The organism is Pectinatus frisingensis (assembly GCF_015732285.1).
Lineage (GTDB): Bacteria > Bacillota > Negativicutes > Selenomonadales > Selenomonadaceae > Pectinatus > Pectinatus frisingensis.
Window position 1 is genome coordinate 17399 of record NZ_WIQU01000034.1, and the last position, 20445, is coordinate 37843.

A 20445-nucleotide genomic window follows, 5' to 3' on the forward strand; every position below is an offset into this window, starting at 1 on the left:
ATAGCTTTTTATAAATTAAGCCGTCTCCATCAATGCTTTTATTATTATGGTAGATATAATATCACAAAACATTTATAAATTCAAATAGGATATTACATCTTTACTATCTATTTTTATGTTAAAGTAAATTATCAGATAAATTAATAAATTTAGACTTGATTTTTTTTGCTATTTCGGTTAAAATAAATGCTATGAGTACTTTATAAACCGAATCCAACTCAGGAGCGGGGGAACCAATTTTGGGGTGAATGTTGTTTTTTACAAGGGCCGGTTTCTTCTTCTGTCCCTAATCCGACAGCTAACCTCGCAGGAAAAAAAACAAAGAGAGGAGTGACCTTTTGAGTAAGATATTACGCTTAACTGCGTTATCAATGTTATTTATGTGTTGGTTTGCCGTTGCCAGTGCAGATGCTTTTCGTGCTGGAGACCAAGGAACACAGGTAGCAGAGATTCAGGGGGAACTTGCAAACTTAGGTTATGATGTTGTCGCTGACGGCGACTTCGGACCAGCTACACAGGAAGCTGTTAGAGAATTTCAGGCGTCTGCCGGCATAGCTGCAGACGGATTGGTTGGACCACAAACGTATCAAGCATTAATGGGACGGGCAATGCCTCAGGTAAGCCGCGGATCAAATTACTATGCACGTCGGATTATTCAATCATCCTTCCAGTACATAGGTGTTCCATACGTGTTCGGTGGTACTACACCAAATGGTTTTGATTGTTCAGGATTTACTCGTTATGTATTTGCCAATGCCGGTATTTCATTGCCGCGTACAGCTGATGCACAATATGAAATGGGAACACCGGTATCCTATGATGATTTAGCACCTGGTGATTTAGTGTTCTTTTCAACTTACACTTATGGGGCTTCTCATGTAGGAATATATATTGGTGACAGTAAATTCATTGATGCTTCCACCAGTCGTGGTGTAGTTGTTGATTCGTTGAACAATGGATACTGGAGCTCTACTTATATAGGTGCCCGTAGAGTCATATGATGTGATTAGACTAATTGGAGAGGAAACAGTGTTTCCTCTTTTTTTATTTGGCATCTCCTTTATTAAAATTAAAGCATAAAATATTAAACTGTGCTCTTGCAACAGATTTTTATTTTATGCTTTAATTATTTCAAATAAACTTTTCAATGTATTTTATACCTATTTCGCATTTGCTATAATGGTGTTATTTTTGCTATAATATGTAAAATAATATTTTATAGTATTACTATATTTTCTAAAAATGATAAAAAATAATACTATCAATAATATTAAACTTATTTTATTATGTTAAACAGTTTATGTCTGCTGTTTAACATAATATTAGTTTGGAGCTGATATTGGATAATCATGACTAATAATAACTTACTTGAACTTTGTCGCAATACTACCAATCTCAGTGCCACACAAATAAATCTTCTGCAGCGTATCGAGCGAATTCTACCTTTTACCGCTGATTTGACCATGGCCAATATAGGATTATTTATATACGCTAAAAGCAGTGACAAATTTCTCATAGCAGACTATATTAAACCACATACGGCATACACCCCTTTTCATCATAGCCGGATTGGTTGTTTTCGTAAAGTTCAAGAAGAACCATTAATAAAATACACTATGGAAACCGGTAAAAGCATGCAGGGGAAAAGAGAATGGAGCTGGGGCAAATTCATCGAAATGCACACAGAAGCTATTTTTGACTCTTTTGGTGTGGTAGCCGTTGTAAGTTTTGAAATGCAGCCCACTGTTGCTAAAGTAGATGGTTATTCTTATTTATACAAAACAGCCTGTTCTTTACTGTCATATTCACATAAAACACTTGATATTTCCATGTTTCATCCACTTGCATCAAGTGATGGTATTATAATAGCTGATAAAAATAACCGTATTGTATTTGCCAATTCGGCCGCCATAAAAATTTACAACATCTTAGGTGTAAACAATCTGATTGGCTATCATCTATTTGACCATCAACTATCGCACCGAATAATAAAAGAAACTATATCAAGTGACCGGCCATATGAAAGAGAACTGACTGCCGACAGCATAACCATTGTAAAACGGGATATCCCGATACAATCCGGTGGCAGTCTCATCTGTCGGATTGTGATTGTTTCAGATGTTACCGAAGTAAGGAAAAAAGATAAAGAACTTCTAATAAAATCTGCCGTCATTCAGGAAATACATCACCGTGTAAAAAACAACTTACAGACTATTGCCAGTTTGCTGCGTTTGCAGGCACGCCGCACACAATCACAAGAAGTAAAAGATGCCCTTAAGGAAAGTGTTAATCGAATACTCAGTATATCAGTAGTACACGAATTCCTGTCACAACAACAAGATGAGGTTATTGATGTCACTCAGGTAACTAAAAATATTTTAACTCTTATTTCCCAAAACATGCTGCGTCCCGACTTTAATCTCACTACAAAATTTTCTGGTGGAACAATAATACTACCATCCCAGCAGGCGAGCAATTTAGCGCTTATTGTAAATGAATTGATCCTAAATTCATTAGAACATGCTTTCTCACACGTTCATGAAGGGACCATCGGTTTAACTATAACACGTACTACTGATAAATATATTCTCGATTTATACGATGACGGACCCGGTCTGCCGGAAGGATTTGAAAAAAAGCAATCACAATCACTCGGACTTCAGATAGTAAAAACACTTATTGAAGATGATATGAATGGCAAATTTGAGCTTTATAACAGCAATGGAACTCATGCTAAAATAACAATTCCGCAAAATATTAGGAGTGATTAATTCCAATGAATAAATTAAAAATCGTCATTGCAGATAATGAATCCATTATCAGGATGGATCTGAAAGAACTATTAGAGGAAGCTGGGCATAACGTTGTTGGTGAAGCTTCTAACGGGAAAAAAGCTGTAGAATTAACAAAAAAATATCGACCTGACCTGGTGATAATGGATATAAAAATGCCAGAAATGGATGGCATAACTGCCGCTAAAATAATTGACGATGAAAAAATTGCTCCGGTTCTCTTACTTACCGCTTTCAGCCAGGCCGACATCGTGGAAAAAGCTAAACATTCCGGTGTACTGGCCTATCTAGTAAAGCCTGTAAGAGAGGACAATCTTTTTCCGGCTATGGAAATTGCCCTGACTCGTTTCAAAGAAATACAACAATTGGAACTGGAACTTTCCGATGTTAAAAATTCTTTAGAAATGCGCAAGACCCTGGACAGAGCAAAAGGCATACTAATGGATGCTTATAATCTCAGTGAATCAGAAGCATATCGCCGTATTCAGCAGTACAGTATGGCAAAGCGCAAAACAATAAAAGAAATTGCTGAGGCAATAGTTCGTTCAACAATAAAAAACCGACCTTAAATATTGTTTACAATTATCTAATAACTCAGTACAATAAATTGTATTTATTGTTTAGATAAATATTGTTAAAAAAATCACATTAACGATTGACAACGCAAATAATAATATCTATACTGTATTTAGGCTGTTTAGTAAAAATATTCAGGGAAGAATTATACTATTTTTACTTACAATAACAATGCGCATTACAATTCAATTGTATACTAATAAAAGGAGTTGTTTTTTTTAATTATGGCAAAAGTTAAGATTACTGAAACAGTACTACGTGATGGTCATCAATCTCTTTTAGCCACTCGTATGAGCCTCGCTCAAATGCTTCCTCAACTGAGCGCGCTTGACGCGATTGGTTATAAATCTCTTGAAGCATGGGGCGGTGCAACATTTGACAGTTGTCTGCGTTTTCTAGATGAAGATCCTTGGGAACGTCTTGATACTTTAAAAGCTAATCTGAAAACTCCTATTCAGATGCTGTTGCGTGGCCAAAATCTTTTAGGTTACAATCATTATCCTGATGATGTTGTCCGTGCTTTTGTAAAAAAAGCTGCCCAGCATGGTATTGGTGTATTTCGTATTTTCGATGCCCTTAATGACACTCGTAATTTAAAAACAGCCATTGATGCCGCTAAAGAAGCAAAAAAAGAAGTAGAACATTCCGTTGAAGTACAAGGTTGCCTTGTTTATACTATTGGTGGTCCACATACTACAAAGGAATTTGCCAAATTAGCTAAAGAACTTGATCATATGGGTGTAGATTCTATCTGCATTAAAGATATGTCCGGTCTATTAAAACCATATACGGCTTCTGAACTTGTCAAAGAACTTAAAGCTGCTACTAAATTACCGATTCAGCTCCATACTCACTGCACCAGCGGCTTTGGCTTCATGACTTATTTAAAGGCCATTGAAGCAGGTGTTGATGTAGTTGACTGTGCATTATCACCATTCTCTATGGATACTTCCCAGCCTTGTACGGAAACTATGGTAGCTACACTCGAAGGAACTGAGTACGATACTGGTCTTGATCGTAAGGCTATGACTCCTATCGCTAAGTATTTCCTTGGTGTGAAACAGGATATTATTAAGAAATTCCATCTCAAAGGCTACTTTGATGTTAATCCTAATGTTCTTGATTTCCAGATACCGGGCGGTATGCTTTCTAATCTTGTAAATCAACTGAAAGAACAAGGCATGGAAGACAAATACCAGGATCTGCTTGATGAAATGCCACGTGTCCGTGCTGATGTCGGCTATCCTCCTCTCGTTACTCCTTCAAGCCAGATCGTTGGTACAATGGCTACAATGAATGTAATGACAGGAGAACGTTACAAGATGGTGCCAAAAGAATTTAAAGACTTAGCTCGTGGTAAATTTGGTCACACTCCTGCGCCAGTCAGTCAGGAATTGCTTGACAAAATCGGTATAAAGAAAGAAGATCTTATTACTTGCCGTCCTGCTGATTTACTTGAACCGGGTATGGCCAAATTCAAGACTGAATTGGCTGGCAAAGGTTATCCACATGCCAGTGAAGAAGATATATTATCCTATGCGCTCTTCCCTCAGGTTGCTGAAGAATTCTTTAAAAAACGCACTGTTAAGAAGCTTGCCGGACTTGGCCGTGCCAACGCCAGCGATGAAGATGTATTGCTTTATAATCTTGACCCTAAAGTGGCTGAAAATTTCTTTAAAGCTTGATTTAAAATTTGATAAGTATTATTTTTCTATATAAAAGAGCCCTGCCGTGGTGGCAGGGCTCTTTTATATCTATATATACTGTGTCTTTATTGAACTTTACTAATCGAATCTGGTCAGCAGTCTATAAAAGTCTTTATAAAAAAAGCGCTGTAATATTATACTGCCACATTACAACGCCAACTTACTGTACAAATTTTTATTTTCTTACTTGTTATTTGCCGTTACATTATAATCGAACTTAGGTGTACTATCTACCGCTTTCCCATCAGATTTGGCTGGTTGAGCAACTTCATCAGTATCAGTTGCTGAAATCGGTTCATTATTCCCGTTTAAATTTGTCGTATTATTATCATCGTTATTTTCATTATCTTCATCTTCACTCAACTTACCTGTTTCCATGAGTTCCTTTAATTGAGCAGCAGATAATGTTTCATGTTCAATAAGCTTTTTAGCCAATAAATGAAGCTTATCAATATTTTCCACAATTAAAGTGCGACATTCTTCATAAGCCTCTTCAATATACCGGCGCACTTCCTTATCAATTTCACAGGCGACTTCTTCACTATAATTTCGTTGATTATTAAAATCACGTCCCAGGAATACCTGATGATCATTACCCTCACCAAATGATATTGGTCCTAATACGTCACTCATACCATACTGCATAATCATATCTCTGACTATACGTGAAGCCTGTTTAATGTCATTTTGAGCTCCTGTGCTGATTTCCTTGAGAATAACTTCTTCTGCAACACGGCCACCCAGCGTAACCTTTAATTGATCAACTAACTCGCTGCGCGTACGATAAGAACGATCTTCCTTTGGTAAACTCAACGTATAACCACCAGCACGACCACGCGGAATAATAGTAACCTTATGAACCGGATCAGCATTCTTCAGCAACAATCCGACTAATGCATGCCCTCCTTCATGATAAGCAGTGAGTCGTTTATCTTTGTCACTTATAACTTTTGATTTTCTTTCCGGTCCGACCATCACTCGCTCAATTGATTCTTCCAACTCACTCATGCCAATTGTTTTCTTATCACGACGAGCCGATAATAGTGCTCCTTCATTTATTAAGTTGCTTAAATCGGCCCCTGTAAATCCAGGTGTCTGTCGAGCCAAAATTCCCAAATCGACATTCTTATCCAAAGGTTTATTTCTGGAATGTACCTTCAAAATAGCCGTACGTCCCTTTATATCAGGACGGTCAACTACAATCTGTCTGTCAAAACGACCTGGACGTAAAAGAGCCGGATCCAATATATCAGGACGATTAGTAGCAGCTATAATAATTATTCCTTCATTGGCTGCAAATCCGTCCATTTCCACTAACAGCTGATTCAGCGTCTGTTCACGTTCATCGTGCCCGCCGCCGAGACCGGCGCCACGTTGTCGTCCTACTGCATCAATTTCATCGATGAACACAATACATGGAGCGTTCTTCTTAGCCTGATCAAATAAATCTCGTACACGTGAAGCCCCTACACCGACGAACATTTCCACGAAATCAGAACCGCTTATGGTAAAGAACGGCACTCCTGCTTCACCTGCAACAGCCTTAGCTAAAAGTGTTTTCCCTGTACCTGGAGGGCCAAACAACAACACTCCTTTAGGAATACGCGCCCCTAAATCATTAAATTTTTTCGGATGTTTAAGAAACTCCACCACTTCTTCTAATTCTTGTTTAGCCTCATCAGCACCAGCCACATCATTAAAAGTAACTTTTACTTTATTATTATTCATCTTTGCCCGGCTTTTACCAAAAGACATTACTCGGTTACCGCCGCCTTGTGTCTGCTGCATAATGAAGAACCAGACACCAATGAGAAGAAGAATTGGCAAAATAGACGTAAATATAGTAGTCCACCAAGGTGTATCAGGTGGATTTTCCGCCTTTATATCCACACCATTTGCCGCAAGTTTTGTCAACAATGAATTGTCACTATTAGGATACGTCGGAACGATAGTAGTAAATTCCGTTCCATCGGACAATGTTCCTGTTATAGTATTATCGAGAATAGTCACTTTTGTGATATTTTTCGCATCTACCTGCTGTAAAAACGCAGTGTAATTTATTTCCGGTTTTTTTGTAGTATTATTATGAAAATAATCTATTATTGAAAATGCTATCAATATGATTAACACATAGAAGCCAGCATTCCGCAGAAACTTATTCAATATTTAATCCTCCTTATTATAGTACCTTATTTGTATAAAGCCTATGGAACAACATTATATCATCAAATATTGTTTTTCTCAATTCCCTAGCATTAAGCGTAAACTGATTTTTTTAAGACGCCAATGTAAGGCAGATTACGATATCGACTCGCATAATCAAGCCCATATCCAACAATAAACTCATCTGGAACATCAAAACCTATATAATCTCCCGTAAGATCAGTTCTTCGTCCTTCAGGTTTATTAAGCATAGCGCAAAGCTTCACACTAGCAGCTTTTCTATGTTCAAAATTATTTTTTAAATATTTTAAAGTCAATCCTGAATCTATAATATCTTCCACTATTATCACATGTTTATTCTCTATATCAGTATCAATATCCTTCAAAATCCTTACAGTTCCACTTGTTTTTGTGGTAATACCATAACTCGATGCTGCCATAAAGTCAAATTTTACGGGAATTTTTATCTCTCTTATCAGATCAGCAAAAAAAACAATAGCCCCTTTTAAAATTCCAACTGTAACTATTTCCTTACCAGCATAATCAGCACTTATTTTTTCACCTAATTCGTGAACACGTGCCTGTATCTGTTCTGGAGTAAACAAAATTTTTTCTAGATCACTGTGCATTAAAATCCGCCTTTCATTTATGGGGTTTTATAGAGCTATTATTTATAAAGTTTATTATATTATAGTGAGTTTTACGAAATCAACAGTTGCCGCTGTAGGAATATAACGATTGTCCTGCTGAATCCCTGCAACCCAGACAATCCCTCCCGCATCACAAACCAATGGTATTTTATCTCTTTTTTCGCGAGGTATTTTATTATCAATAAACAAATCTTTTAACTTTTTACGTCCATTCATTCCCCTAGGATAAAAAAAATCACCATTTTTTCTAAATCGTACAAACAGCGGCACTTGTAATTTACCGATATCGACATAGCACTCATTTCTATCGGCTGCCACTTTATTAAAAGATATTTTTTCAGCAATTATACGGTTTTTACCACCGGCCAGATTTAATTCTCCCGGTATTGACAATTTTAGTGGACTAATTTCTTGAACATTTATTACAACGACCGATGTAACTATTAATTTATCATATTCTACTTTAATTATTACACCATGTGGTAAATTAATCTGTGAACCTGTTCTTGCTTGTTCTATTAAAGACAACGCGGCTTCTATATGTACACTTTCTATATCTTTCGATCCGGTATGCAGTCTCGTGACTGCCATTCGAACTATTTCACGCTGTATTGCAATATGCTGTTGCTTCAGCGTTGTTATATTTATACTTATCCGGTCGGTTTGATTTATTGTACATTGCTCATACACTTTTGTTGCATATTCCACAACAAAATCATTCATATCCTTGATTAAAACCGCTGAGCGAACAACAGACATCTCTATATTAGGATTATATTCATGCAGCAGCGGCAATAATTTCAAACGGATATTATTGCGAGTATATACCAATTCTTCATTCGTAATATCATGCCGTGGCAACAATTCGTGATTTTGGCAATATCTTTCTATTGCAGTGCGTGAACAATTCAAAAGCGGCCTTATTATTCCGTTAGACTTGGGCTGCATACCTGACAATCCCGGTGCCCCTGCACCTCTTACAAAATGCATTAAAACAGTTTCTACCTGATCCCGGCGGTTATGCGCCACAGCAATAGAATCACAATTAAGTTTTTTGCTCATATCATACAAAAATCTGTACCTCAGTTCACGTGCCGCAAGTTCTAAAGAAATTTTACGTTGTTGAGCATACCCGCATGCATCAACATTACATAAATAAAAGGGAATGTTATGATTATGACAAAAATCTTTCACAAAATCAGCATCATCAATTGATGATGCCCCTCTAATGCCATGCTCAACATGTGCCACAAATAATTTTAAATCAAACTTTACTGCCAGCCGAAGAAATATATGTACCATACACAATGAATCAGGTCCGCCAGAGCAAGCCAGCAAGATACGATTTCCCATGGAAAAAAGATTATATTTTTTGTTAAATCTCAATACTTGTTTTAACATTTTTCTCCTGAACTATCCATCTACATATAAAAAGCACCCCATAAAATAAGAGTGCTTTAGGAAAATCAAAAATTATTCATAATGGCGTGAACCGCGTCCACCGCGCTTCGAATCAGTTTTTTTCCGCAAATCCGTAAGCTTCTCATCACTATCCTTCAAAAATCTGGATAATTTATCTTCAAAAGAGACCGGTCCTAAACTGCTCTGCCGGCGAAAATCATTGTTATTTTTGCGCGGTACAAATTTTGTTGAAGCCATATGAGGCTTAGATACAGCAGCCTGTTGGAGAGGTTTTTTTTCTTGAAGTTGCTTTATAGATAGTCCAATCTTATTGCCGTCTATTGTCAGCACTTTAACTTTTACTTTATCATGCTCTTTAAGAAAGTCATGCACATCTTTAACGTATACATCGGCAACTTCTGATATATGAACCAAACCTACTTTGCCTCCGGGTAATTCAACAAACGCACCAAAGTTTGTTATTCCCGTTACCGTACCTTCAAGTACATTGCCAACTTCAATTGACATAAAATTATTGAATCCTCCTTAAATTTAAGCCATATTACTCGTATTATACCCTTAGAATATTAACAGTGTCAAGATAATAAACACTTTATCCCCTATTTTTTATTAGAAGAAACATAAGGAATTTCATCTTTTTTAGTCATGCCTAATTCTTCCCGGGCAATTTTTTCTATATACTGGGGATCTTCCAAGGCCTCTTTTTCCTGTTTAAGTTCTGCATTTTCCTTTTTTGCCTTTGCCAATTGTTTGTCAACAGCAATACGCTCTTGTGTTATATTATTTATGTATATCTGTTGTTCAACAGCAACATATATAAAGTAACCGATAACTGCGACAGTAATAACGATAAAAATATTAAAGCGCCGTTTTTTCACTGTAGTCACTTCCTGATTCAGACGCTCCTGTTGCCTGATTGTATATTAATCGACTGCTACAATAACATTATATAGATTTTTTGGCAACAGGTAAATAGCTATTGCCAAAATCAATGACCATATTTACTTAAACAATTCGAATTATCGTCATGTCCGTCCATATATCCAGTTATTATATCCACTATTTTTTTAGCTGCATAGGGTTGTTTAAGAACTTTCGCTTTCTGTTTCATCCATGCCAACCGTTCTTTATCTGTCAAAAGCTCCTTTACTGTCTCTCCGATAGCTTCTTTTTTTTGCACCCACACAGCCACACCATGTTCTGCTAAATAAGCCGCATTTTCCGATTCCGGCCCGGGAATAGGTGCATGAAGAAGCATCGGCAGTTCTTTTGCCATAGCCTCACTTATCGTGAGAGCACCAGGTTTACTTATCAACAGTGAAGATACTGTCATCAACTCATTAATATTATGTGAATATCCCCACACTTTTATCAAATGGCGTGAATGGGTTATATAACAATTAACTTCCGACCATAAAGAAAGATTAGCACCTGCTACCACCAAAATCTGCATCGGTAATGATAATTTTTCCAGCTCTTCCAGCGCGTACTTAATACCGCCTAACCCAAGTCCGCCTCCCATAATGAGAATTATGGGCATATTCGCAGAAAGATCAAACTTCTTCAATAGCATTTCTCTGTCATATGTATCACTAAAAACACGATGTATCGGAATTCCTGTTACCTGAATGCGTTTCTCATTTATACCTCGCTCAATGAGTTGGCGTTTCATACCATTATGAGCAACAAAATACATATCCACATTCTTATAAATCCAAATTTGATGCAGGCAAAAATCAGTTATTACCGTAAAAAGACTCACATCAAATCGTTTTTCTCTTTTCAAGTAAGCTGCAGCCGCACAAGGAAAAGGATGCGTACAAATTATAATATCAGCGTTATATTTTTTAATAAGAGACACCATATTGTGTTTCATAAAGTATGCCAGCAGCATCTGAACCGAAGATCCCTTCAGCCGTCCTGATGTAAATTTATATAAGAACTCATAAAGATTTGGAACAAGCTCCAGCATTTTAAAATATATTTCCTTCATCAAGTCATTTATATAAGCTGTTTCTAGTGACATAAAATCCACTACATTAATATTGTCAGCAGGATAGCGTCGTTTTAACTCATTACCAACCGCAGATGCTGCTTTATTATGTCCTGATCCTATAGATGCTGTAACAATAAGGATATTTTTTTGTGTCATGTCTGACTCTTCCTCCAACCTGCCGATACGGAAGGCAGAATTGACGTATTTATGTGCAAATTAATAATTATAAACACCTCTAAAAATATACAGCAATATTTATTGCCCGCCAGGTGCATATACTACTCAACTATAAAACAAATAAACTTTTACAAATCTGCATCAGCTTAATGTATTGACTCTGATCTTTATTTTAAGGCAATTGCATATGAAATCTTTTCTCACCTATATTGCCTAAATCCCGGCATTCCAAAAACTTACTTCATGTATTTTATCATATAGTTTTGCCTGTGTACAGCTTTCATGCGTAATCAGCTAATATTAATGGGTCCCAATGGTATTTAATCCCCCGGGTACATCTTTATAATTAACAATTATTACACAAATTTATTTGTGTTATACTATATTCAATATTACTAAGGGAGAATCTCAATGAAAAAACGGTGGATTATATCGCCAATCGATCAAAAAGCCCAACTGAGTTTGGCTGCCAGTCTAAATATATCCCCTGTTACTGCGGGAGTATTATTAAAAAAAGGAGTTAATGAAAAAACAGCTGCATCTTTTCTAAATAAAACAGGGACCTCATTTTATGACCCATTATTATTACCCAATATGCAGGCAGCTGTTGCCCGCATCAAAGCTGCAATCTACAAAAAAGAATTAATAACTATATTTGGTGACTATGATGTCGATGGCATAACCTCAACAGTGGTACTATACAAGACATTGCAGGAATTAGGCGCCAGTGTGCAATATTATCTGCCCGACCGCCAACTGGAAGGATACGGTGTCCACAAAGCATCAATTGATAAATTCATCAATAAAACTAAGCTTTTAATAACTGTTGACTGCGGCATAAGATCAATAAGTGAACTAGAGTACGCCAGTGATTATATGGATGTGATCGTAACAGATCATCATTTGCCCGGCGATGAATTACCAGAAGCAATTGCAGTTATTGATCCTAAACGTGCTGACTGTGAATATCCGGATAAAAATTTAGCGGGTGTAGGTGTGGCTTTTAAATTATGTCAGGCACTATGGCAGAATATCAAAAATGAAGAATTCACTCGCTATCTCGATGTTGTAGCATTAGGAACAGTAGCCGACATTGTACCACTGACAAACGAAAATCGTACTATTGTAAAAAGAGGGTTGGCAAATATAACCAATTTGGGGATTTTAGAACTTATCAATATTTGCGAACTTGATAAAAATACTATCACAGCAGGTCATATCGGTTTCGTATTAGGGCCACGCCTTAATGCAGCCGGCCGTTTAAAACATGCAGACATGGGTGTAGAATTACTTTTAAGCTGTGATTCTTCTTCTGCACACAATCTGGCTGAAGCCTTGGACAAAGAAAACTCTCTCAGACAGCAATTAGTAGAAACTGTTTTCAAAGAAGCTATGATATTAGTACATAAAAACAACTACACAAACAATAAGCTTATTGTTGTTTGCGGTAAAAACTGGCATCCCGGAATAATTGGCATCGTAGCATCGCGTCTGGTTGATGAGTTCTATCTGCCAACAGTAGTTATAAGTATTGATAATAATGGTGCTGGTAAAGGTTCTTGCCGCAGTATAAAAAACTTTAATATTGTCGGAGCTTTATCAGCCTGCAGTGACAATTTGACCACTTTTGGCGGTCACGCTATGGCTGCAGGCCTCACAATAGAAAGTTCTCAAATAAACTTTTTCCGCGATAATATGATAAAATACGCTGCGGCTAATATACCAGATAGTGATTTAATACCCTCAATTGAAGTTGATCAGGTTTTATCGCCGCAAACCGTAAACAAAGCCATGATTGCAGAACTTACTTTACTGGAACCGTTTGGTGTGGACAATCCGGCGCCACTGTTTTTGTGCGGCGGCATACAACCCTGCAATATAAAAAAAATTGGTCAAAAAGGCGTCCATTTAAAATTTACTTTTCTCGACAATAATTATTCCTATACCGCATTAGGATGGAATATGGGGAAATATGCTGATATTATTGAGAATAATAAAATTGATTTTATCTTTCAACCAGAAATAAACAACTGGAATGACAAAAAATACATTCAATTTATTCTAAAAGACATTAAACTCAGCCAAAGTGATAAACTATACCCATCACGTGAATTTATCGGTATAGTCTACCTCACATTAAAACACATATATCCCGCCGGACAAAAACCAATAAAAATTGATTTATCACAAATAATCACACATTTAAAGACACACCTTGTTGGTATAGATGAAAAAACAATAACTTATTGTCTTAATGTTCTGGCGGAAATCCAGATTATCTCCATAGATTGGGAAAAAAAGCTGCTAAAATTTTTACCAATACCAAAAATGAAAAAAGATCTTAACACCTCCAACATTTTTTTAAAAAGATATCAGCAGTAAATTTACATTGATTTACATGCAATCACCGACTATAAAAAATAACCAGACTGAAAATTAAATTCAGTCTGGTTATTTTGCTATTGACAATCATTATCATTATCTGTATTATATTAATGTAATGATAATAAATATCAATAGTATATGGAAGTGATACAAAAATGGCAATTGTTGTTGACAAAAACAGGTTGACTTTAAATCGTGTTCATCCTGGCAGTTCTGTAAAAATTGAATACTTGGAACAATCTCCACTAAAAGAACGTCTCATGAGTATGGGCCTGGTTCCCGGGACAGTCATAAAAGTCCTGCGCAGCGCACCTTTAGGTGATCCAATGGCTATAAGTGTTCGTTCTTATAATCTTTCTTTGCGGCTTAATGACGCTGAAAAAATCATTGTTGCACCTAAAGTTTAATTACCAGTATAATGCTCACCCAAAAACTAATTTATTTTAATGGAGGAAAAGTGATGGCAACATTATCCATAGCCCTTACAGGAAACCCTAATACGGGCAAGTCTACCATATTCAACGAATTAACCGGCATACGTCAAAAAATTGGTAATTGGCCAGGCGTTACCGTAGACAAGAAAATGGGTTATGTCAACCACAAAGACAGAGCTATTTCTATCGTTGATCTACCTGGAACTTATAGTATAAACGCCCGCTCACCGGAAGAACAAATCGTTATCGATTATCTGCTTAATGAACGTCCCGACATTGTCGTCGATGTTGTTGATTCTTCTAATATTGAACGCAATTTGTTTTTAACACTACAGCTTTTGGAACATCGCATACCAGTTCTCATTGATCTCAATATGATGGATGAAGCCACGAAACGCGGCCTAAAAATTTCCTCAAAAAAATTATCTGAATTAATTGGTATGCCTGTAGTTGAAACTGTCGGTAGAAGCAATAAAAGCACCAGGAAGCTTCTTGATATTTTTACTTCAACCGTAATGAATTCTTACCAAAACAGCGAACTTATCGAAAAACATATAAACGCTGTCGAAACCATTCGTGCCGGCGCAGGAGAACATGATATCAAAGAAGAAAAAATCATATCTTTGCGCTATGATCTGATAGATAAAATCATCGCTGTCATTGTCGACAAAAACGGAGTTGCCAGCACTACAACCACAGAAAAGATTGACCGTTTTCTGGCTAATGGATTTATCGCATTACCAATATTACTATTATTACTTTACGGTGTTTTTGAAATTACTTTCACTTGGATTGGTCAGCCCATAGCTGACTTTCTTAATTTTGCCATAAACACTTGGTTTTCTGGTATAGTTGATGACGCACTGAGTACCATAGGCGTTGCTGCGTGGTTACAATCGCTGGTCGTTAACGGTGTCATTGCCGGTGTTGGCAGTGTTCTTACATTTGTACCGCTTATTTTCACTTTATTCTTCTGTTTAAGTTTTCTTGATGGTACCGGTTATATGGCTCGCGTGGCTTTTATTATGGATCCGATAATGCGTCGCGCCGGATTAACCGGCAAAGGTGTCATGCCTCTTATCATGGGATTTGGCTGCGGTGTTCCGGCTATCATGGGGGCTCGTGCTCTTGATTCGGAAAAAGATCGAATGATTTCCATACTGGTAACGCCGTTTCTTACATGCGGTGCAAAATTACCCGTAATGGCTTTATTTGCAGCTGTTTTCTTTCCCCAAAATGCCTCTAACGTAGTATTTGTCATGTATATAATAGGAATTGTAATGGCTATTATAATGGCAAAAGTACTGACTGTCACTACTTTTAAAGATAAGCAATCGTCCTTTTTACTCGAATTACCCCCTTATCGTATTCCTGATATGAAAACCGTTTTGTTAGAAACCTGGGATAAGGGAAAAGGGTATCTCGTCAAAGCCGGTACTATAATTTTTGCTATGTCGGTTTTAATATGGTTCCTAAGTAATTATAATTTAAGTGGCCCTACTGATGAAATGACGGAAAGCTTTTTAGCATATCTGGGAGCTGCAATTTCCCATCTGTTCACTTTCCAGGGTTTTGACACATGGCAGGCCGGAGCTGCAGTAATCACCGGTGTTGTTGCCAAAGAAGCAGTTATCTCGACAATGGGAATTCTATACAATGTTGGTGACGTCGCTGATGACACAGTTGATGCTGCCAATCAAATGATGACTGCTCTGGGCGGTTCTTTTACAGCTCTTTCCGCATTTGCTTTCATGGTATTCACACAGCTCTATTCTCCCTGCGTAACAGCATTGGGAACTATAAAAAAAGAAACCGGCAGATGGAAATGGTTGTTTTTTGCTTTTGCTTACACAACAGCTGTTGCCTGGGTAGTATCATTACTCGTTTACCAAATAGGCAGATTGATTGGCTTTTAATTGTTAGGAGGAGTTTATTATGACATTCACAGGTACTATTGCAACATATGTTATTGCAGCTATATTACTGGCAGCTTTCTTATATGGAATATACCATATTTACCGTAATTTTTTCAAAGGCGAAAGTTCTTGCTGCAGTGAAGGCAGATCAGCAGCTTGCGGCAGTTGCTGCGCTTGTCATCAAGTAAAACAAAAAAAGTAATATCTAAATTCTTATTTTAAAAAAAGGCTGTCATACAAACAGCATTGACCTCATAAAAATACATTTCACTCTCATTATTCCTCTTTCTTTTAAAAACAGGAAATAATAACGAGAAAGTGCATCTTTATGAATGAAAATGTTTATGTACGACAGCTTTTCTTTTATATCATTCTTATTTTTAATTATAAAAAATATATTCAATATTTATCAGATAAAAAGGATTTTGGCAAATTTTAACGAAAATAAGAACTATACAATAATCATAGGAGGGACCCCAGCATGGAAAAAATAAAAAAAATAATAGTTGCGGTTGATGGCTCCGTAGATGGGTGCAAGGCAGTAGACAGAGCTATTGATCTCGCAGGAAAAAATGGTGCACAGCTTGATTTTGTATATGTATCAAGCCATATCAACAAGGATATCCCCAGTGATTTAATTTTTGACAAAATTTGGGATAAATTACCCAAAACCATGAAAGCAGAAAAACATGTAGAAAACGGGTCCGTTCATAAAGCAATCATTGAAGTTGCTAAAAAGGAAAATGCTGATTTGATTATAATGGGCAGCAGGGGATTGGGATTATTCAAAGGTGCTCTGATAGGCAGTAAAAGTCAAAAAGTAGTTGAATACTCAACTGTTCCGGTCATGGTAGTCAAGTAATACGAGGAGGGATAATAATGCCCATCATATCCTATAAGGGAAAGACTCCACATATTGGCAAAAATGTATTCATTGCGCCGAACGCCACAATAATTGGCGATGTCACAATCGGTAATAATTCAAGTGTATGGTATAACACAGTAATCCGTGGTGACATGAACTCCATTGTTATAGGTAACTATACCAACATACAAGATAATACTACCATCCACGTCATGGGCTGCAGTTCTACTACAATCGGTGATTATGTGACAATTGGGCACAATGTCGTCATGCATTGCGATAATGTCGGTGACAATTGCCTGATTGGTATGGGCTCGATATTACTTGGAATGTGCAGTATTGGTGAAAATAGCTTAATAGGTGCGGGTACTTTAGTTCCTCATAAAACACATCTGCCAACTAATTCAATGATTTTAGGTTCACCTTGTAAGATAAGACGAAAACTTTTTGAAGATGAACTCGATGCAATGCATCAATCTGCACTTAATTACGCGACATTAGCCAAAAACTACTTAGAAGAAAATATGGGAGATACTTTACACAAATGAGGGAAAAAACACTTATTCTAATTAAGCCTGATGCAATAGATGCCAATAATATTGGCAAAATTATTTCCTTATATGAAGCCAATGGACTAAAAATCGTCGCACTAAAAATGATGAAAATGACAGAACAATTAGCAGCTAAACATTATTATGAGCATATTGGTAAACCTTTTTATGCGAACCTAATTGCTTTTGTGACCTCAGGTCCGTTAGTTGCAGCCGTTTTGGAAGGTAATGATGCTATAGGCAAAGTTCGTACTCTAAATGGCGCTACAGACCCGGCAAAAGCCGATAAAGGCACACTGCGTCAATTATACGCAACCGATACAACTCATAATGCCGTACATTCTTCAGATAGTCAGGAAAGTGCCGTACGAGAAATTCATATATTCTTCGCGGAAGCAGAGATTTTTGATAACTAAGGAGGGTTTCCTTCATGTCTATTTGCACGAAAACCGGTGATAAGGGTTCCACTAGTCTATACACCGGTCAAAGAGTCGCTAAAAATTCACTGCGTGTTGATAGTTATGGCAGTGTCGATGAAATAAACTCAGCTTTAGCTGCAGCTAAAGCCGCTTCACAAAAAGAAACCATCAAACAGTATATAACTGCTCTGCAAAAACTAAACATGTCTCTAATGGCTGATTTAGCTAGTATTGCTGTTCCTGCACATATAACGGTTGAGGAAGTTGGCCGGCTGGAACAACTAATTACTCAAATTGAAGGAAAATTACCACCGCTTAAAGCCTTTATTGTTCCTGGAGACAGTTTGTGCGGTGCTTTTTTAGATATGGCCAGGACAACCGCGAGAAGAGCTGAAAGACGGGTTCTGGCACTGGCCCAAACAGAAGCTGTTGATGAACAAGATCGCCTTTATCTGAACCGTTTATCAGATCTTTGTTTTTTATTAATGCGCCTGGAAGAAAGTAAATAAATAAAAAGATTCTGATGTAATATAAGCTGCCTCCCTAAAATTAATTTTAGGGAGGCAGCTTATATTATTTGTTAAAAATTTTTATTTACCAGCTCATTTATTATTTCTCCGGCAATAATAAATCCTACAATAGGTGGAATAAATGAATTACTGGATGGGATCTGTCTTTTTTGCGTACATTTTCTAATTGTTCCGGGCGGACAAATACAATGCATCTTACAGCTATTATCTGTATTTTCAATCGGGACAACCGGTTTTTCCTTAGAATATACCACTTTTAATTTTTTTACCTGTCGTTTCTTTAATTCTTTACGCATCACCTTAGCAAGTGGACATACTGAAGTATCATATATATCAGATACTTCGAATAGTAACGGATTTTTTTTATTTCCTGCCCCCATGGCACTGATTATTGGAGTATTATTAATTTGAGCCTGTACTGCTAAGTCAATTTTAGCAGTTACAGTATCAATCGCATCTACAATATAATCATATTGAGAAAAATCAAACTCAGATGCTGTCTGCGGTGTATAAAAAATTTTTTTAGCATTGACCGTACAATCCGGATTTATTTGTGCTATCCGCTCTTTAGCAACATCAACTTTATATCGTCCAATGGTTGTTCGCAGCGCATAAATCTGTCTGTTAATATTAGTGAGACAGACTTTATCATCATCTATGATATCCAGTCTTCCTATTCCCGCCCTAGCCAAGGCTTCTACTGTATAGCCACCAACCCCGCCTAATCCAAAAACGGCTACTTTCATTGCTGCCAAATTTTCTAATGCAGCTTTACCATATAATAATTCTGTTCTGGAAAATTGATTTAACATTAATTTAATCCTTCCTTATGATACTCGATAATACTCGGCATTTAAACTATTTTATAATTCTTTTAAAACATTCCTAATTCCTTGAATAATAGTATCCAAAAAAATATTGTAAAACATGATAATAATGATGTAAAAACAACACAGTTTCCTGCTAAATCGGCATCACTATCCATTTGCTGCGCCATTGCAAAGGATGCAACTGCACATGGAGTACAAAATATACTTATTAACGTTACTAACTCAATACCACGAAATCCCAGTAAAACAGCAGCTGTCAAAACTACTGCCGGAACAATGAGCAATCGTGATATTACACAAATTCCCAATTGCAGTTTATTCTTTCTTGAACTGCCAAATTCAAATGATGCCCCAAGTATTATAAGTGCCAATGGTGATGTTGCTGCTGTTATCTGCCCTAATGGTTTCAATATTGGCTTTGGTATAGGAAGCCCAATAAGTAAGCATACTGCTCCTAATAAAGCTCCGACAATCATTGGATTCTTCAGTACCTGTATAAAAATTGGCCAAAAGGCAAATTTTCTGCCGCGGAAAGTTTCCAGTGTAAACACCCCTAAAATATTATACAGCGGTACTATTATTGCTATCATCATCGTGGGTACAGCAATAGCATCATCACCGAAAATATTTGAAACCAGAGGAATTCCCATAAGTACAAAATTACTACGAAATATGGCCTGTATCATAGCACCGCGTCGTCGGTTATCTTTTTCAAAAAAGCAGACCAGAGAAAATGCAGCAATATATATAACAAACAGGGCTGCTGCACCAAAAATCATCAGTTTGGGCCGTAAAGTAGAAGCCAAATCTGTTGTGTATATATTATAAAACATCATTATTGAAAAAAATACTTCAAAAACCATCTTATTCAAATGAACAAGTTCGATAGATGACAACAGATGATATTTTTTTACCATTATACCGATAAACATCAAGCAAAAAAGCGGTATAACCGCTTCAACAGCGATAACAAAATTACTATTCATTAAAAATTACCCTCGCCGTACTTATTTTCGTCCATTCATACTGACCT

General features: G+C 36.8%; 20 protein-coding genes and 1 riboswitch. Of the genes, 12 read left to right on the top strand and 8 right to left on the bottom strand.

All coding sequences use genetic code 11. The annotated features are described in order from the left end of the window. Positions 1-197 precede the first annotated feature (197 nt). Positions 198-327, top strand: a riboswitch (cyclic di-AMP (ydaO/yuaA leader). Positions 328-338: 11 nt separating this feature from the next. The 4 genes from I6751_RS06300 to I6751_RS06315 all read left to right on the top strand — a co-directional run bounded on the left by I6751_RS06300 (position 339) and on the right by I6751_RS06315 (position 5053). Continuing rightward, positions 339-1001, top strand: coding sequence for a C40 family peptidase (locus I6751_RS06300; protein WP_182185730.1), 663 nt, complete (start codon positions 339-341; stop codon positions 999-1001). Between the two features lie 348 nt (positions 1002-1349). After that, on the top strand, positions 1350-2771 hold the full coding sequence (locus I6751_RS06305; RefSeq protein ID WP_196592029.1) for a histidine kinase N-terminal domain-containing protein: 1422 nt from the start codon (positions 1350-1352) through the stop codon (positions 2769-2771). A 5-nt stretch (positions 2772-2776) separates the two neighbouring features. Beyond that, positions 2777-3361 (top strand): ANTAR domain-containing response regulator, encoded by a 585-nt coding sequence (locus tag I6751_RS06310; protein ID WP_196592028.1) that lies wholly within the window; start codon positions 2777-2779, stop codon positions 3359-3361. Between the two features lie 231 nt (positions 3362-3592). Beyond that, entirely contained in the window at positions 3593-5053 is a 1461-nt protein-coding gene (locus I6751_RS06315; RefSeq protein WP_182185733.1) for a pyruvate carboxylase subunit B, read from the top strand. A gap of 204 nt (positions 5054-5257) precedes the next feature. Here I6751_RS06315 and ftsH read toward each other — a convergent pair whose 3' ends face one another. The 6 genes from ftsH to I6751_RS06345 all read right to left on the bottom strand — a co-directional run bounded on the left by ftsH (position 5258) and on the right by I6751_RS06345 (position 11461). Further along, on the bottom strand, positions 5258-7237 hold the full coding sequence (ftsH, locus tag I6751_RS06320) for an ATP-dependent zinc metalloprotease FtsH (protein WP_196592027.1): 1980 nt from the start codon (positions 7235-7237) through the stop codon (positions 5258-5260). Between the two features lie 92 nt (positions 7238-7329). Beyond that, a complete protein-coding gene (hpt, locus tag I6751_RS06325; protein WP_182185737.1) occupies positions 7330-7866 on the bottom strand; it encodes a hypoxanthine phosphoribosyltransferase in 537 nt (178 codons plus the stop codon). A 54-nt stretch (positions 7867-7920) separates the two neighbouring features. Continuing rightward, positions 7921-9288 carry a tRNA lysidine(34) synthetase TilS gene (tilS, locus tag I6751_RS06330; protein ID WP_196592026.1) on the bottom strand — a complete coding sequence of 456 codons (1368 nt, stop codon included), beginning with the start codon at positions 9286-9288 and terminating at the stop codon, positions 7921-7923. A 72-nt stretch (positions 9289-9360) separates the two neighbouring features. After that, positions 9361-9816, bottom strand: a complete 456-nt coding sequence (locus I6751_RS06335; protein WP_182185741.1) for a S1 RNA-binding domain-containing protein — start codon at positions 9814-9816, stop codon at positions 9361-9363. A 92-nt stretch (positions 9817-9908) separates the two neighbouring features. Then, entirely contained in the window at positions 9909-10187 is a 279-nt protein-coding gene (gene ftsL / locus I6751_RS06340; protein ID WP_196592025.1) for a cell division protein FtsL, read from the bottom strand. A gap of 110 nt (positions 10188-10297) precedes the next feature. Further along, positions 10298-11461 carry an MGDG synthase family glycosyltransferase gene (locus I6751_RS06345; RefSeq protein WP_196592024.1) on the bottom strand — a complete coding sequence of 388 codons (1164 nt, stop codon included), beginning with the start codon at positions 11459-11461 and terminating at the stop codon, positions 10298-10300. Between the two features lie 432 nt (positions 11462-11893). Here I6751_RS06345 and recJ point away from each other — a divergent pair, with 432 nt between their 5' ends. From recJ to I6751_RS06385, 8 genes are all read left to right on the top strand, one after another. Continuing rightward, positions 11894-13864 (top strand): single-stranded-DNA-specific exonuclease RecJ, encoded by a 1971-nt coding sequence (recJ, locus tag I6751_RS06350; RefSeq protein WP_196592023.1) that lies wholly within the window; start codon positions 11894-11896, stop codon positions 13862-13864. Between the two features lie 158 nt (positions 13865-14022). After that, a complete protein-coding gene (locus I6751_RS06355) occupies positions 14023-14274 on the top strand; it encodes a FeoA family protein (RefSeq protein ID WP_182185748.1) in 252 nt (83 codons plus the stop codon). Positions 14275-14327: 53 nt separating this feature from the next. After that, the gene (gene feoB / locus I6751_RS06360) at positions 14328-16217 is read left to right on the top strand and encodes a ferrous iron transport protein B (protein ID WP_196592022.1); all 1890 of its coding nucleotides are present in this window, start codon (positions 14328-14330) and stop codon (positions 16215-16217) included. A gap of 19 nt (positions 16218-16236) precedes the next feature. After that, a complete protein-coding gene (locus tag I6751_RS06365) occupies positions 16237-16419 on the top strand; it encodes a hypothetical protein (protein WP_196592021.1) in 183 nt (60 codons plus the stop codon). 279 nt (positions 16420-16698) lie between these two features. Then, positions 16699-17079, top strand: a complete 381-nt coding sequence (locus I6751_RS06370; protein ID WP_196592020.1) for a universal stress protein — start codon at positions 16699-16701, stop codon at positions 17077-17079. 17 nt (positions 17080-17096) lie between these two features. Continuing rightward, positions 17097-17630: a gamma carbonic anhydrase family protein gene (locus I6751_RS06375; protein WP_182185756.1), complete on the top strand. Its 534-nt coding sequence runs from the start codon at positions 17097-17099 to the stop codon at positions 17628-17630. Next, positions 17627-18049: a nucleoside-diphosphate kinase gene (gene ndk / locus I6751_RS06380; protein ID WP_196592019.1), complete on the top strand. Its 423-nt coding sequence runs from the start codon at positions 17627-17629 to the stop codon at positions 18047-18049. Before I6751_RS06375 ends, ndk begins: the two co-directional genes overlap by 4 nt. A 14-nt stretch (positions 18050-18063) precedes the next feature. After that, positions 18064-18561: a cob(I)yrinic acid a,c-diamide adenosyltransferase gene (locus I6751_RS06385; protein ID WP_196592018.1), complete on the top strand. Its 498-nt coding sequence runs from the start codon at positions 18064-18066 to the stop codon at positions 18559-18561. A 71-nt stretch (positions 18562-18632) separates the two neighbouring features. On the opposite strand, the gene I6751_RS06390 is transcribed toward I6751_RS06385, so the two are convergent. Together I6751_RS06390 and I6751_RS06395 are read right to left on the bottom strand one after the other, a co-directional pair. Then, positions 18633-19394 carry a tRNA threonylcarbamoyladenosine dehydratase gene (locus tag I6751_RS06390; RefSeq protein ID WP_196592017.1) on the bottom strand — a complete coding sequence of 254 codons (762 nt, stop codon included), beginning with the start codon at positions 19392-19394 and terminating at the stop codon, positions 18633-18635. A 62-nt stretch (positions 19395-19456) separates the two neighbouring features. Next, the gene (locus I6751_RS06395) at positions 19457-20398 is read right to left on the bottom strand and encodes an AEC family transporter (RefSeq protein ID WP_196592016.1); all 942 of its coding nucleotides are present in this window, start codon (positions 20396-20398) and stop codon (positions 19457-19459) included. Between the last annotated feature and the right edge of the window lie 47 nt (positions 20399-20445).